The sequence below is a fragment of the Centipeda felix genome, from assembly GCF_900186465.1.
Taxonomy (GTDB): Bacteria; Bacillota; Negativicutes; order Selenomonadales; family Selenomonadaceae; genus Centipeda; species Centipeda felix.
Genome location: NZ_LT891959.1, coordinates 587,881 through 601,957 on the forward strand (window position 1 = coordinate 587,881; position 14,077 = coordinate 601,957).

The window sequence follows — 14,077 nt, forward strand, 5'->3', positions numbered from 1 at the left end:
AATTGTCTGTACTCCGTATAGATTCGACAAAATGAATTGTTTTCCTGCTCTCTTTGTCAACGATTCGTCACAGCTCGTATTTTCATACGAGTTATGACATAAGCCGCTGCACAAGACGGTACACATCGGCATCGCTCAGCTGAAAACGCGCCCTGTGGTTCAGAATATATGACCGTACGACATCGCCGCGATCCGTAAAACGATCCGAACAATCCTCCAGAATCACATTTGGATGTGTAAAGAAGACTATGCCATCCACCCAGACGCGTGTGCCTACAGGCTTCAGATACTCCGCCAAGGCATGAATCTGATGCTTGAGCTGCTTGACGGGGTTCCGCATGGCAACGGTGTAATCCGTGCCCCGCCGTCCCGTCTTCTCCTGTTCCCAATCGCCTGCGTGCGGAGTGATCGTCCCGCTGTGGTGCTTCGTATTCACGATAAAGGCGCCGTTGCATCCAATGACGACGATGCTGCAGTAGGCGCCGGGCACCTGCACATTGCTCAGGACGTGATAGCTGTCCGGCAGCTGCCGCAGGACATCCAACGCCCGCTCCACCCCCTTGTCGCCCGAGGCAGACTTTCGATAGGCGTGCCAGAAGTGCTTGCCGACAGCCCCCGTAGCCGCAAAGGTGAGCAGCACGGGAATGGCAACGCCCATGTGAAGCAGGTGTCCGGATAGGATGTTGCGCATCCACCACAGCCAAATCAGTAAGCAGGAAGCGCCAAAAACACCCGCGAGAAGAAGATTCCGCTGTTTCTCATGGGCAAAGGAGGATTCCCGTGCATGCAGTACCGCCATATAAAACAACCTTTCTCAACGATGATATCTGCGTGCGTCACCGCTTCCTGCGGCTGCGCCGCCCGATGTTCGTGACGGTCTTGCCCGCCTTTTTGCTGCGCGGCTTCGACTTCGTGCGCTTGGGCAGCGCTCGGCGTTTTGCATCGCGCGGCGGATGTGCTTTTTTCTGTGCGTCCCCCTCCCCTGCGGGCGGTGCGGGACGCTTTTTTTTCTTGACTACGTCACGGCGCAGGCATGCCTTCAGCGCCGCCTCCATCTTGCGGAGTTTTTCGTGCTGATGCGGCGCAACGAGTGTGATCGCCTTGCCCTGTGTCCCTGCGCGCCCCGTGCGGCCGATGCGGTGGATGTAGTCGGTCACCGTCGGCGGCAGGTCGTAGTTATAGACGTGGGTCACGCCCTCGATGTCGAGTCCGCGCGCCGCAATGTCCGTCGCGCAGAGGATCTGCAGTTTTGCACTGCGGAACTGGCGCAGGACGAAACTGCGCTGCGTCTGCGTGAGGTCGCCGCTGAGCGCATCGACGAGATAGCCACGCTGTGCGAGCTCCATCATGAGCGCACGGGTGCGCTCCTTCGTGGCGCAGAACACCATGGCAAGATACGGTGCCTCCTCGTTGATGGAGGCACAGAGGCGGTCGAGCTTGTCCCCTGCACTGACGGGTATGACGACCTGTTCGATGGCGGCGAGTGTCACGGTCTCGCCCGCGAGACGAATGTGCGCGGGGTTAGTCATGAACCGCTTGGTCAGGCGCACAATGCGCTCGGGCATCGTTGCCGAGAAGAGTGCGAGCTGATAGTCCTGTGCCGCAGCACCGAGCAGGGTCTCCACATCCTCGATGAAGCCCATCTTCAGCATCTCGTCCGCCTCATCGAGGACGACCTTGTTCACACTGCCGAGCGCAAGCGTTCCGCGCCGTACGTGATCGAGCAGACGTCCCGGCGTACCGATGACGAGCTGCGGACTGCGGCGCAGCTTTTCCTTCTGCCGCTCGATATCCGCCCCGCCATAGATCACGACGGTGCCAATACCAAGGGGCTGGGCGAGCGGTTCGGCGACGCGCTCGATCTGGATGGCGAGCTCACGCGTCGGTGCGATGACGAGTGCCTGTGCCGCCGCGCCCTGCGGCTTGATGCGCGCAAGGAGCGGCAGGAGATAGGCGAGTGTCTTGCCCGTCCCCGTCTGCGCCTGTGCGATCACATCACGCCCCGCGCGCATGGGCGGGATCGCCTGCTCCTGCACGGGGGTCGGCTGCGTGATGCCCTGTTTTTGGAGGAGTGCGGTCAGCGTCTCCGAGATGCCGAGCTGATCGAAATGCGTCATGATGAAAGTACCTCTGCGCCTGTCTCTGTGATGAGAATGGTCTTTTCCCACTGCGCAGAGAGCGTCCCGTCCTTCGTCCGCACCGTCCATCCGTCCGTGCGGTCAACGGTGACATCGTAGTCGCCCGCATTGATCATCGGCTCGACCGTGAACACCATGCCCGGCACCATGAGCATCCCCGTGCCCGGCTCGCCCTCATGTGGGACGTACGGCTCCATGTGAAAGTCCTTGCCGACGCCATGACCGCCGAGTGCCGTGACGACCGAGTACCCGTTGGCATGCGCCCAGTCGCCGCACGCCGCACTCACGTCGCCGAGAAAATGCCACGGGCGCGCCGCCGCAATGCCGCGCTCCATGCACTCCTTCGTCACCTTGACGAGCCGCTCCGCTGCCGCCGGTACCTTGCCGATGAGATACATCCGCGAGGCATCCGCATAGTAGCCGTCAACGATGACGGTCGAGTCAACGTTGATGATGTCGCCCTCTTTGAGCACATCCTTGGTCGACGGAATTCCGTGGCAGACCACGTTGTTAATCGACGTGCAGATGCTCTTGGGGAAGCCCTCAAAACCGAGGCAGGCGGGAATGCCGCCGTGTGAGACAATGTACTCATGCGCCGCACGATCCAGCGTCTCCGTGTCAACGCCCGGTGCGACGAGCGTCCCCATGAGGTCGAGCACCGCATCGTTGATGACGGCGGCACGGCGGATGCCCGTGATATCCGCCTCGTTATTGATGATCTTGCGCGGCGGGCGCACCTGCCCCTTGATCACATCGTAGCGGATGGAGGCGATGCGCTCGTCAAAGTCCTCATGACATTTTTTATATTTCTTGCCGCTGCCGCACCAGCATAGATCGTTTCGATTCATTCCTGTACTCCTTATCATCTTGGGGAATCCCAGCTATTTCTCTCCCTGCATTATAGCCCGCCCCATTGGTGGATGTAAAGGGACGATCGCCAATAGATTTTTTGACAAATCTCTGTTGCCCCTGTATAATCAATTTATTAAAATTTTATGATTCTTTTGTGGATAGGAAAGCATCCAGTATGAAACAGCGGCTGTCGAAAAAGGAATATCTCTTTGTCGCATCTCTCCTTTTCGGTCTGGTCTTCGGTGCGGGCAATCTGATCTTTCCCGCGTCGATGGGACAGCGGGCGGGGATGGAGATGCTGCCCGCCCTTGTCGGGTTCTGTATCACAGGCGTGGGGCTGCCCCTGCTCGGCATTGCGGCGATCAGCATCACGGCGAGCGACAGTCTCTCCGCGATCGGGAACAGGGTGGGGCGGCGTTTTTCCCTGCTCTTTACCTGCGCGCTCTATCTCTGCATCGGGCCGCTCTTCGCCATCCCGCGCACGGCGACCGTCTCCTTTCAGGTTGGCGTTCTGCCATTTGTCGCCCCTCCCCTGCACGATGTTCTGCTCCTCGTCTTTACCGCGCTCTTCTTCGCCGTGGTGCTCTTTTTCTCCCTGCGCCCGTCGGGGATTCTGATCTGGATCGGCAAGGTGCTGAATCCGCTCTTTCTCTTTTTCCTCGCTGTCATGATCGTCGCTGCACTAAGAGAGCCAATGGCCAGCGTGTGGACGATGCCGGCCACAGGAGCATACGCGGAGAATGCTTTTTTCACAGGGCTGCTCGAGGGCTATAATACGATGGATGTGCTCGCTGCTCTCGCCTATGGCAGCATCCTCGTCGACTCCATCCGTCGCCTTGGCCTCTCCTCGCCTGCTGATCTCTCCTACAGCACGATCATCTCGGGCAGTCTCAGCACGCTGCTCATGGCGCTCATCTATCTCGCGCTCACCTACGTCGGTGCACAGAGCCGCGCCGTCTACGGCATCGATGCCAACGGCGGCGATGTGCTCGCCCATATTGCAGCGCATTACTTTGGCGCGTACGGCGGCATTCTGCTTGGCATCACGATAACCTGTGCGTGTCTCAAGACCGCCATCGGACTCGTCACAGCGTGTGCGTCCACGTTTGCCGCGCTCTTTCCGCGCAGCTTTTCCTATGCAAAATACACGGTGATCTTCGCCGCGTTCTCATTCGCCATATCGAATGTCGGCCTTAGCCGCATCATCGCGTATTCCCTCCCCGTGCTCTACTTTCTTTATCCCGTCGCTATCGTCCTCATCGCTCTCTGTCTTATCGAGGGGCTGATCGGCTATCGCCGCCCACTCTATGTGTGGAGCATTGTCGGCACGAGTGCGGCCGCCTTCTTCGACTTTCTCCGTGCACTGCCGCCCGCTCTGTGTACGGCAGGAGAGGCGCTTCCCCTCGCGTCCCTCGGGATGGGGTGGGTTGTGCCCGCGCTGATTGGTTTTTGTGTCGGTGCGCTCATCTGTGCATGGCAAAAAACGCGCAGCTATTGACGCGGCGACGCCTTTTTGATAGAATGCAAAAGTATTGTATTCCATACAGTGTATGGAGAGGTGTCCGAGTGGTTTAAGGAGCCGGTCTTGAAAACCGGTGATGCGGCAACGCACCGTGGGTTCGAATCCCACCCTCTCCGCCATAATGAAATGGTAAAGGGTTGTTATTACGAGGTCTCTGTCTTCGTAATAACAACCCTTTTTTGTCAAATGGGAAGGCGGTCTATCCGCCGCGTTCAGACGCGCTCGCGTATGACGACCTTTTCCTCCGTATCGGTGTCGTGAAGCTGCACCGATACGTCCTCGGCAGATGCCGTCGGTACGTTCTTGCCAACATAGTCGGCGCGGATCGGGAGCTCGCGATGTCCGCGGTCGATGAGGACGGCGAGCTGGATCATGCGCGGCCGCCCAAGGTCGAGCAGGGCGTTCATCGCCGCCCGTATCGTGCGCCCTGTGTAGAGCACATCATCGACGAGGATGACGGTCTTGTCCGTGATGTCAAGGGGAATCTCCGTCGTGTGCACGATGGGCTGATAGGCGAGCTCGTTGAGGTCGTCGCGATAGAGCGTGATGTCGAGCACGCCGCGCGGCAGTTCCCGGCCCTCGATTTGCGCGATCTCTGCGCCGAGCCGCGCCGCAATCGGTACGCCGCGCTTGCGGATGCCGACGAGCACCAGATGCTCTGTCCCATGATTTTTCTCTACAATCTCGTGCGCGATGCGCATGAGGGCGCGGCGGATGCCGTCCTCATCCATCAGCACGGCCTTTTCTCTAAACTCAGTCATGCGATCAGCTCCTTCGGAGTGTGTGCAGTATCTCATCCATGTCCGCCGGCAGGGGCGCGGTGAACGTCATTTCTGCCTGCGTACGCGGATGTGTCAGCGTGAGTGTCAGCGAGTGTAGTGCCTGCCCCGCAATGGCAAAGGGGTTCTTCTTCGCCGTATACTTCGTATCGCCGACCAGCGGATGTCCGATGCTCGTCATGTGAACGCGAATCTGATGTGTCCGCCCCGTCTCCAGACGACAGGCGACAAAGGTGTAGTCACCGAACCGCTCAAGCACCTCAAAATGGGTCGTCGCGGGCTTGCCGTTCTCACGGACAATCGCCATTTTCTTGCGATCCGTCGGATGCCGTCCGATGTCCCCCGTAATGACGCCCGCGCGCTCGACGATGTTCCCGTATACGATGGCGCGGTACTCACGCCGTGCCTCCTTGTCCCGAATCTGGCGGGCGAGGAAATGATGTGCCATGTCGTTTTTCGCGGCAACCATCACGCCCGAGGTATCCTTATCGAGGCGATGAACGATGCCGGGGCGCAGGTCTCCGTTGATCCCCGAGAGATCGCTGCAGTGATGGAGCAGTGCGTTGACGAGCGTCCCCGTATATACGCCCGCGGCAGGGTGCACGACCATGCCGCGCGGCTTGTTGATGACGATAATGTCCGCATCCTCATAGAGGACATCCAGCGGGATGTTCTCTGCACGGATCTCAACCGCCTCTGCAGGCGGGATGGTACACGCTACGCTCTCGCCGCCACTCAGCTTAAAATTCGCCTTGCGCCGCTCTCCGTCCACCGTTACGTGTCCCTCTGCGACGAGGCGCTGTGCGTAGCTGCGCGAGAGGGTCGGCAGCTGCCGCACGAGGAATACATCCAGCCGTTCCCCTGCCTGATCGGAAATAAATGTGCTCATGGAAGAAACTCCTTCTTCTGCACGAAGAGCGTCCAGAGAACGCAGATCGTTCCCACCACGATGGCGATGTCCGCGATATTAAATACCGGCCATACGCGGAAATCGATGAAGTCGATGACGTGTGCGAAGCGAATCCGATCCGCCATGTTGCTGAGCGCTCCTGCCGCAAAGGCGACGCTACCGTAGTGAATGAGTGCGCTGCCGCGCGCGAGACGCGGATAGAGAAAGAGGAATACGAAGAAGAACAGCGCGGCGGTGAGCAAAAAGAGCCACTGCTGACGCTCAAAGATCCCGAACGCAGCCCCCGCGTTCAGCACGTAGGTCAGATGGAGGTATGACGGAATGACGGGGATGCTCTCCCCCGGCAGCATGGTCGAGGCGACGTACGCTTTCACCGCTTGATCCAAAATTACTGTCCCGCCAAAGAGCAGTGCGGCCTTTCCGCACCTGATCATCGTCTTCAATCGTCCTCCTGTTTCTTCACGGCATCGTCCTTCGGTTTTATCGGCGGTGCAGGAGGTGCGGACGGTACCTTCTTCTCATGTACCATATCCGGCATCTCTGCAATGGCATCCTCGATGAGGGCCAGCTCTGCCTGCACATTGGATTTCATGCGGCGCAGGAACTGATGCTTTTCGCGGACGAGCCGCTCGTACTCCGCCACGATGGCGCGTACCTTGTCCGCAGCCTCGTCCAGCTGTGCCTTTGCCTGCAGTGTCGCCTCGCGGCGCATGTTCTGCGCCTCTTTCGCCGTCGTCTCAAGCAGGCGGTCGGCGCCCTGCTTGGCGCTCGTGCTCATCTCCTCCGCCGTTTTCTGCGCGACGACGAGCGTCTCGCGCATGCTCTGCTCGATGCGGCGGAACTCTCCGTTCGCCGAGCGTTCGCGCTCCAGCTCGCCCCGCAGGCGCTCATTTTCATCCAGTACCGCCGTGTACGCCTTCATGATCTCATTGAGAAAATCGTTGACCTCGTTCTCGTTAAATCCGCGAAAACTCCGACCAAACTCCTTGGCATGAATATCCATCGGTGTCAGCATCGCGCTCCCGCCTTTCTTCAAAAGAATCGATGCAGTACAACAACCGTGCGGCCCTTCTTCGTCTGACCGCGCACCTCAGTCACCTCGACGCGGCCGCGCCCACGCATGGAGAGGACATCTCCCTCCTTGACCGTCTTGGAGGCACTCGCCGCACTCTGCCAGTTATGCTTCACCTTATCGGCGGTGATATCGTCCGCCGCACGGCTGCGCGAGATGCCAAACCCTGCCGCGACGATGGAATCGAGCCGCAGCGACGCCACCGTCGCGCGGATCTCCTTCGTCCGCTCCTCGCGCGGTGCGATCTCCGTCAGCTCCGCAGGCACGGTCTTCACGCCGACCGCGCCGATCATCGTCAGGTTCTCAATCAGGAACGGGGCGATCTTGGCATCACAGAGGATTTTCGCCGCATCGGAGGCAGGCAGGATGTCGCCGATCATCTCGCGCTCAATCCCCAGTCCCATCACTGCGCCGAGGACATCACGATGCGTGAGCCGGGCAAACTGCCCGTTCCACGTGGCCTCTACGCAGACGATACCGAAATCCTCCGTCCGCCCCGCAAAGTCCCGATGGCGCAGCATCGCACGCGCACGCTCCGCCCCCTGATAGCCGCCGTCAAAGTCCAGCTGCAGATCATCATAGCTCGCGCGGATCGTCTCGGCGATCTCCTGCCCGTAAGGGTCGAGAAAGGGACTGATGCGAAATTTACGCGTCTTGACGACGGTCTCTGCGAGGTCGAGCAGGCGCACTGCCGTCTCCTCCCCTTCGCTGCCGCGATAAAAGCGGAGAATCCGCTCCTTCTGTTCTGATGCCATAGTCCCCTCCTTTGGGAAATCGTCCTGCGAACTGTTACTCTTTGCCGAGTTCTTTCGACCGCTCCGCCGCGGCAAGAACCGTCTCGATGAGCGCGGAGCGTACGCCGGCGCGCTCCATTACGCGCAGCCCCGCCGCTGTCGTCCCTGCAGGGCTGGTCACGGCAGCGCGCAGTGCGGCGGGCGCAGTCCCATCGAGCACCATCTGTGCCGCGCCAAGCAGCGTCTGTGCAGCAAGCAAAGACGCCGTCTCGTGGCGCAGCCCCGCCGCAACGCCGCCGTCGGTCAACGCCTCGATCATGAGGAACGCATAGGCGGGACCACTGCCCGAGAGTCCCGTCACCGCATCAAGGTCATGCTCCTTTACCTCGACGACGCGTCCCGCCGTGCCGAGCACGACATTCACAGCCTCGCGTGCGGACGCATCTGCATCGTCGCTGCACGCATAAGCGGACATCCCCGCGCCGACGGCCAGCGAAGTGTTCGGCATCGCGCGGACAATCGGATGCCCCGGATATTCTGCCGCAATCTGCGCCATCGTCAGCCCGGCCACAATGGAGATCACGAGCGCATCGCTGCGCAGCAGCGGCGCCGTCTCCCGCATTGCCGCGCGCGCAGCAGAGGGCTTTACCGCCAGAACAAGAACGTCAATACGGGGCAGAAAATCATCTGCCCCGACCTGTGCATTTACGTGATACTGCTCATGCAGTGTACAGCACCGTGCTGCCTTGTGATCTGATACATAGATCTGCGGCGATGGCACGTCCCTCTCCGCCGTCATGCCCGCGATCATCGCCTCTGCCATTGCGCCGCCACCGATGATGCCGATCTTCCATGCGCCTTTCATGTGCGCCTACCGATCCATGAAGGGCATATTGTCCCCCAGTCGGTGTTCATCCTCGGAGTAGCTGACGTTGACGTTGCTCGGCGCACAGAGGATGACATTGTTGCTGATCTTCTTGATGTCGCCGTTGAGTGCGTATGTCGTTCCGCTGATGAAGTCGATGATGCGGTTCGCGACGCTCTTTTCCGTCTTCTCAAAATTCAGTACGACGGGTTTTTTCTTCTGGAGATTGACCGCCACCTGCTGCGCATCGTCGAACGACTGCGGCTCGATCACCACGACGTTCATGCGGTAGGTCGCGACGACATTGTCGATCGGCGTAGCCCCTGCCGCTGCGCCTGCCGGCGGGGTAAAATCGGGAAAGCCCGAGAGATTTGCCCCTGTCTCAACGCGCTGCCGTCCCGTGCGCGAGCCGATCTCGGTCACGGGCGCAGGCTTTTTTTCTTCCCGCTCTTCGAGCTCCTCATCCTCCTCGGACGAGATGCCGAACAAATTCTTGAAAATCTTCACAATCCCTCACACTCCTAGGGTATAATTGCGTGCACCAAAAATCGCCGTGCCGACACGCACGAGATTCGCGCCCTCCTCGACGGCAATGCGATAGTCGTGTGTCATGCCCATCGAAAGGTAGCGGATGTCTGCCTTGTGCGGCTCTGCCGCCTTGATCGTGCCGTACAGCTCGTACATCGCACGAAAGAGCGGACGGCACTGCTCTACATCCTCATAATTCGGCGCAATACACATAAAACCCTGCAAGCGAACCGAATCCATTCCATCAATTGCCGCGAGGAGCTCGTCGAGATCCTCACGGTAGACGCCGGACTTGCTCTCCTCACGCGCCAGATTAACCTGCACAAGGATATTCTGCACCTTGCCGAACTTCTCCGCCGCGCGGTTCACCGCCTGTGCAAGATGCACAGAATCAACCGAATGAATGAGGTCGAACTGGCGCACGGCGTATTTCGCCTTATTGGTCTGCAGGTGCCCAATCAGATGCCATTTTACCTCGCGCTCAAGCGTCTCCGCTTTGTCCAGCGCCTCTTGGATGCGGTTCTCTCCGATGTTCATGATGCCCGCATCAATGGCCTCCTGCATCGCCGCGACGGGATGGTTTTTCGTCACGGCAATCAGCTCCACAGGCGCGTCCTTCGAGACGTGCGTCCGCCGCGCCCGCGCGGCCATGATCTCGGCACGTACCTTTTGAATCTGCTCCCCGATCATCGTTCCTTCACTCATTTCAACTCCATTACTGCCGCCAGACGTCCCGTCCTGCCGCCTGCGGCACGATAGGAGTAAAACCATGTATGATCGCACGACGTGCATGTCTGTGCGCTGTCGATCTGCCGCGGTGGGACGCCCATCTCCTCCAGTGCAAGGCGGTTCGCCGCCCATAGGTCCAGATGGTATTTCCCATCCCGCTCCGCGACGATCCGCTCCGCATCATGCGAAAATGCGCGACGGAACTGCGCGGCGACCTCCTCACCGACCGCATAACAGTCGGCGCAGATGGAGGGCCCGATCCCCGCAATGGCATCCGTGGGTCTTGTCCCGAACTCCTCCGCCATACGAGCGAGCGTCTTTGCCCCGATCCGCTCCACCGTCCCACGCCAACCGGCGTGAACGAGCGCGATGGCATGATGTACAGGATCGTAGAGGAGGACGGGCACGCAGTCCGCATAGCAGAGGAGGAGCGTGACATCGTTGTCATTCGTGATCAGTGCATCCGCATCGGCGATACAGTCCGCATAGTCCCGCGCACCGCGGCCCGCATCGCGGCGAAAAACGCGTACGATCTCCGTCCCATGCACCTGTCGCGGCGTGCAGATCCGCTCTGCCGAGAGCCCCAGCGCCGCGCAGTACCGCCTGCGGTTCTCCCACACAGCCGCGGGATCATCCTCCACGTGCAGTGCCATGTTCAGCGTATCATACGGGGGAGCACTGACGCCGCCCTGCCGTGCCGAGAACCCATGCACGAGTGCGTCGCCCGGAAAGAGATCGAGCCGCCCGCTCCACAGATTGTTGCCGAGATGCCGCAGTACAAAGCTCATACCGTCATCCTTTCCGCAGGCTTACAGACGCCGCACCGCAGACAGCCGTCGAAACAGATCGGTGTCGGCAGGAGCGCCTTTGCCCGCTCATATTCCTGCCACAGATAGTGTTTGGAAAAGCCCATGTCGAGATGATCCCAAGGCAGATATGTCTTTTCCGTCCACGCAGGAGCCAGATAGTCCTCCGCGGAGAGGCCCTCCGCACTCATCTCTGTCGCTAGATCCTTTGCTCCACGCCCCATCGCCGCACGCATGAGAGGTGCGCCAAGGCGGCGGTCACCGCGCGCGAGAATGGACTGGACACGCGCCTCCTTCGGCGACTCAAAGTGCACGACGATCTTTTTGTGTCGGCTGAGGGCCTGCGTCAGCCGCTTCATCACCGCATCCATGCGCTTTTTCTCCGCTGCCGCCATCCACTGAAACGGCGTAAACGGCTTGGGAACGAAGGGATTCACGCTGAGTGTCAGTGTGCCGCGGCAGCCCTTCTCGTCCATGTAGGAACGCAGGCGCTGCGTGAGGTCGATGATCGCGTCGATGTCCTCATCCATCTCGAAGGGCAGGCCAACCATAATATATAGCTTAAAATTCAGGATATGCGCTGCCGCGCCGAGATCAACTGATGTGAAGAGATGATGTTCCTCGATGCCCTTGTTGATGACCGCGCGCATCCGCGCACTGCCCGCCTCGGGGGCGATGGTTAGTGTCTTCAGGCCGCTCGCCGCGAGCGACTCCACGAGTTCCTTCGTCACGGAGTCCGCGCGGAAGGACGCGACCGACATCGAGAGCCCCTCCCCGAGGATGGAGCGGCAGAGGGCATCGATCTCGGGGTAGTCCGAGATCGCCGCGCCCATGAGTCCAATCTTTTTGCCGTAGGCGAGTGCGTCGCGCACCTCACCCTCGATGACGGAGAGAGAGCGGTTGCGTGGCCGGCGGAAGCAGTACCCCGCCATGCAGAAGCGACAGTGACGCCCACACCCGCGCGCCGTCTCGATGAGGTAAAAGCTGAACTCCGTATCGTCCGTAATGACAACCGTATGGGCGGGATGCGCGTCGAGATCCTCCACCCACTGCCGCGCCACATGGGATGGCGCCCCCGCGCGTGGCAGGAGTGCCGTCAGATGCCCCTCCGCATCGTATGTGGGCGTATAGAGTGCCGGGACATAGACCCCGGGGACATGGGAAAGCCGCTGCAGAAGTGCCGTGCGGTCGTCGCCCGCACGCAGCCCTGCATGATAGGCGTCCATCATCGCCGGAAGGATCGCCTCTCCCTCACCGATGACAAAGGCATCGATCAGCGCAGCGAGTGGCTCAGGGTTGAACGTGGCACACGGCCCCCCCGCGATCACGAGGGGGTCATGTGCCGTGCGGTCCGCGGCAAGCGCCGTGATGTGACTGCGTGCGAGCATCTCCGCAACATGAAAATAATCCATCTCAAACGAAATGGCAAAGCCGACGATGGCGAAGTCCGCGAGCGGGGTCTGCGTCTCCACGCTCATCATCGGCGTATTCGTGCGCACATAGCGCGGCATCTCATCGCGATCGGGCAGAAAGACGCGCTCACACGCCGTGTCACTGCGCTCATTCAGCAACGCATAGACAATGTGCAGCCCGAGGTTCGACATGCCGACAAAGTAAGTATTGGGATAGACGAGAGCAAATCGCGTGCGCGCGCCCGCAGGATAGCGATAATATCCGCGCTCCTGCGCCAGACGTGCCCGCAGGCGTTCCCGCAGCCGATGATCCAATCCCCACTCTACCTTTCATTCTTTCTCACGATGTGCACGCAGCGTCTCCAGCTCCTCGATAAAATTCGTAATATCATCGAACTTCCGATAGACCGAGGCGAAGCGGATGTAAGCGACCTCGTCAAAGTCCTTCAAATGCTCCATGACGATCTCACCGACCTTCTCGGAGGGCACCTCGGGCTCCGTGCGGTTGCGGATCTCATGCTCGATCTCCGCAACGAAATTTGTGATCTGCTCCATCGAGATGTCGCGCTTATCACAGGAGCGTATGATCCCCGTCAGCAGCTTGTCGCGGCTGAACGGCTCACGGCGGCCATCACGCTTGACGACCATGAGCGGCAGGCGCTCCACCACCTCGTACGTCGTAAACCGTCGCCCGCACTTTCCGCACTCGCGGCGGCGGCGGATGGTCATCCCCTCCTCTGCCGCACGGGAATCAATGACACGGCTGTCCGGTTCTTTGCAAAAAGGGCATCGCATTGCCCTCACCCTCTCTCACGCATCACGTTACTGACTGCGGCTCTGTGTACGCTTCGCCGTGCTCTTTTTCGGCTGCTCGCCGTCCGCATCACCGCTGGGGGCGACGGCATCCTCCAGTGACTTCGTCGTCCGCGTAAAGGTGCGCTCAACGACAGCGCCCTCATCGCCGAACGTGCCGAGCTTCTTCCCGTTCACTGTCACCTCAAGTGCTCCGGCGTTGCCCGCACGCAGAACGATGGACTCCTTGCCCTGCCAGTTCTCGGTCTTGCCCTCTTCGAGCAGCCCCTCAAAGACGGTCTTTCCGTCAACCGTCACCTCCGTCCAGCAGCGTTCGGTGAGGTGCACGCTCACGCGCACATCCTTCGCCGGCGAGGCCGCACGCGCCTCATCCACGGAGTTCGCCTCTGCTGCCGGCGTCTGCGTCGGCTGGCTCTCCGCACGCGCAGGTGCCGCAGGTGCGGTCGTCTCGCGCGCAGGAGAATTGATGAACGAGACGAGTGCCGCACCGCCGCCGACCAGTGCAGTGAGCACCACGATACCAGCAACCAGCTTGCCGAGCATTCCCGCAGAGGAAGATTTCCTGCCGCCGATGGAGATCTCAGAGAGCGACGCATCACCGATGTTGTTGAGTGAGATGCGCCGCGGCTTCTCCTCTGTGGTCGGTGCCGCCGGAGCGGCTGCCGTGCCGTTCTCCGCTGCGAACTGCTGCACCAGTTCCTCTGCATCCAGATGCAGGAAGCCCGCATAATTACGGACGAATCCCTTGGCATAGACCATGCCGGGCAGATTGTCGATATTGCTCTGCTCGATGCTTTCGATGTAGAGAGCACGGATGCTTGTCCCTTTTTCTATATCTGCAATTGTCAGTCCCTGCTTGACACGAGCGCTGCGCAGGATGTCTCCGACCATGAAGTTCCCTCCTGATCTATACCAAT

The 14,077-nt window shown here is 60.2% G+C and carries 16 protein-coding genes and 1 tRNA gene; 2 read left to right on the top strand and 15 right to left on the bottom strand.

Annotation, left to right across the window (positions count from 1 at the left end):
- Nucleotides 1–91: 91 nt before the first annotated feature.
- Genes C1713_RS10180 through map form a run of 3 tightly spaced genes read right to left on the bottom strand, consistent with a single transcriptional unit; the run spans nucleotide 92 to nucleotide 2,986 of the window.
- The gene (locus tag C1713_RS10180) at nucleotides 92–799 is read right to left on the bottom strand and encodes a nuclease-related domain-containing protein (protein ID WP_006690947.1); all 708 of its coding nucleotides are present in this window, start codon (nucleotides 797–799) and stop codon (nucleotides 92–94) included.
- 37 nt (nucleotides 800–836) lie between these two features.
- Nucleotides 837–2,117, bottom strand: a complete 1,281-nt coding sequence (locus tag C1713_RS10185) for a DEAD/DEAH box helicase (RefSeq protein WP_102493836.1) — start codon at nucleotides 2,115–2,117, stop codon at nucleotides 837–839.
- Nucleotides 2,114–2,986 carry a type I methionyl aminopeptidase gene (gene map, locus C1713_RS10190; protein ID WP_009442872.1) on the bottom strand — a complete coding sequence of 291 codons (873 nt, stop codon included), beginning with the start codon at nucleotides 2,984–2,986 and terminating at the stop codon, nucleotides 2,114–2,116. Before map ends, C1713_RS10185 begins: the two co-directional genes overlap by 4 nt.
- Nucleotides 2,987–3,165: 179 nt before the next feature.
- Between map and brnQ the strand changes: the two genes are divergently transcribed.
- Nucleotides 3,166–4,488, top strand: a complete 1,323-nt coding sequence (gene brnQ, locus C1713_RS10195) for a branched-chain amino acid transport system II carrier protein (RefSeq protein WP_102493837.1) — start codon at nucleotides 3,166–3,168, stop codon at nucleotides 4,486–4,488.
- A gap of 54 nt (nucleotides 4,489–4,542) precedes the next feature.
- Nucleotides 4,543–4,631: transfer RNA gene (locus tag C1713_RS10200), tRNA-Ser, on the top strand.
- 93 nt (nucleotides 4,632–4,724) lie between these two features.
- On the opposite strand, the gene pyrR is transcribed toward C1713_RS10200, so the two are convergent.
- The 12 genes from pyrR to C1713_RS10260 are packed head-to-tail and all read right to left on the bottom strand — an operon-like array spanning nucleotide 4,725 to nucleotide 14,051.
- Nucleotides 4,725–5,273, bottom strand: a complete 549-nt coding sequence (pyrR, locus tag C1713_RS10205; protein ID WP_050343109.1) for a bifunctional pyr operon transcriptional regulator/uracil phosphoribosyltransferase PyrR — start codon at nucleotides 5,271–5,273, stop codon at nucleotides 4,725–4,727.
- Nucleotides 5,274–5,277: 4 nt separating this feature from the next.
- Nucleotides 5,278–6,180: an RluA family pseudouridine synthase gene (locus C1713_RS10210; protein ID WP_061944213.1), complete on the bottom strand. Its 903-nt coding sequence runs from the start codon at nucleotides 6,178–6,180 to the stop codon at nucleotides 5,278–5,280.
- Complete coding sequence (gene lspA, locus C1713_RS10215) at nucleotides 6,177–6,635, bottom strand: signal peptidase II (RefSeq protein ID WP_102494074.1); 459 nt, start codon at nucleotides 6,633–6,635, stop codon at nucleotides 6,177–6,179. Before lspA ends, C1713_RS10210 begins: the two co-directional genes overlap by 4 nt.
- Nucleotides 6,636–6,640: 5 nt before the next feature.
- Nucleotides 6,641–7,216: a DivIVA domain-containing protein gene (locus C1713_RS10220; RefSeq protein ID WP_245871106.1), complete on the bottom strand. Its 576-nt coding sequence runs from the start codon at nucleotides 7,214–7,216 to the stop codon at nucleotides 6,641–6,643.
- 17 nt (nucleotides 7,217–7,233) lie between these two features.
- A complete protein-coding gene (locus C1713_RS10225) occupies nucleotides 7,234–8,028 on the bottom strand; it encodes a YlmH family RNA-binding protein (RefSeq protein WP_009442878.1) in 795 nt (264 codons plus the stop codon).
- Nucleotides 8,029–8,062: 34 nt separating this feature from the next.
- Nucleotides 8,063–8,872 carry a pyrroline-5-carboxylate reductase gene (gene proC, locus C1713_RS10230; RefSeq protein WP_102493839.1) on the bottom strand — a complete coding sequence of 270 codons (810 nt, stop codon included), beginning with the start codon at nucleotides 8,870–8,872 and terminating at the stop codon, nucleotides 8,063–8,065.
- 6 nt (nucleotides 8,873–8,878) lie between these two features.
- Entirely contained in the window at nucleotides 8,879–9,379 is a 501-nt protein-coding gene (locus tag C1713_RS10235) for a cell division protein SepF (protein WP_009442880.1), read from the bottom strand.
- Nucleotides 9,380–9,385: 6 nt separating this feature from the next.
- On the bottom strand, nucleotides 9,386–10,105 hold the full coding sequence (locus C1713_RS10240) for a YggS family pyridoxal phosphate-dependent enzyme (RefSeq protein ID WP_009442881.1): 720 nt from the start codon (nucleotides 10,103–10,105) through the stop codon (nucleotides 9,386–9,388).
- Nucleotides 10,102–10,917: a peptidoglycan editing factor PgeF gene (pgeF, locus tag C1713_RS10245; RefSeq protein ID WP_102493840.1), complete on the bottom strand. Its 816-nt coding sequence runs from the start codon at nucleotides 10,915–10,917 to the stop codon at nucleotides 10,102–10,104. The genes C1713_RS10240 and pgeF overlap by 4 nt, the downstream gene beginning before the upstream one ends.
- A complete protein-coding gene (locus tag C1713_RS10250) occupies nucleotides 10,914–12,662 on the bottom strand; it encodes a radical SAM protein (RefSeq protein ID WP_102493841.1) in 1,749 nt (582 codons plus the stop codon). The genes pgeF and C1713_RS10250 overlap by 4 nt, the downstream gene beginning before the upstream one ends.
- Before the next feature lie 15 nt (nucleotides 12,663–12,677).
- Nucleotides 12,678–13,142 (bottom strand): transcriptional regulator NrdR, encoded by a 465-nt coding sequence (gene nrdR, locus C1713_RS10255; protein WP_009442884.1) that lies wholly within the window; start codon nucleotides 13,140–13,142, stop codon nucleotides 12,678–12,680.
- Nucleotides 13,143–13,169: 27 nt separating this feature from the next.
- On the bottom strand, nucleotides 13,170–14,051 hold the full coding sequence (locus C1713_RS10260; protein ID WP_102493842.1) for a helix-turn-helix domain-containing protein: 882 nt from the start codon (nucleotides 14,049–14,051) through the stop codon (nucleotides 13,170–13,172).
- Nucleotides 14,052–14,077: the final 26 nt, after the last annotated feature.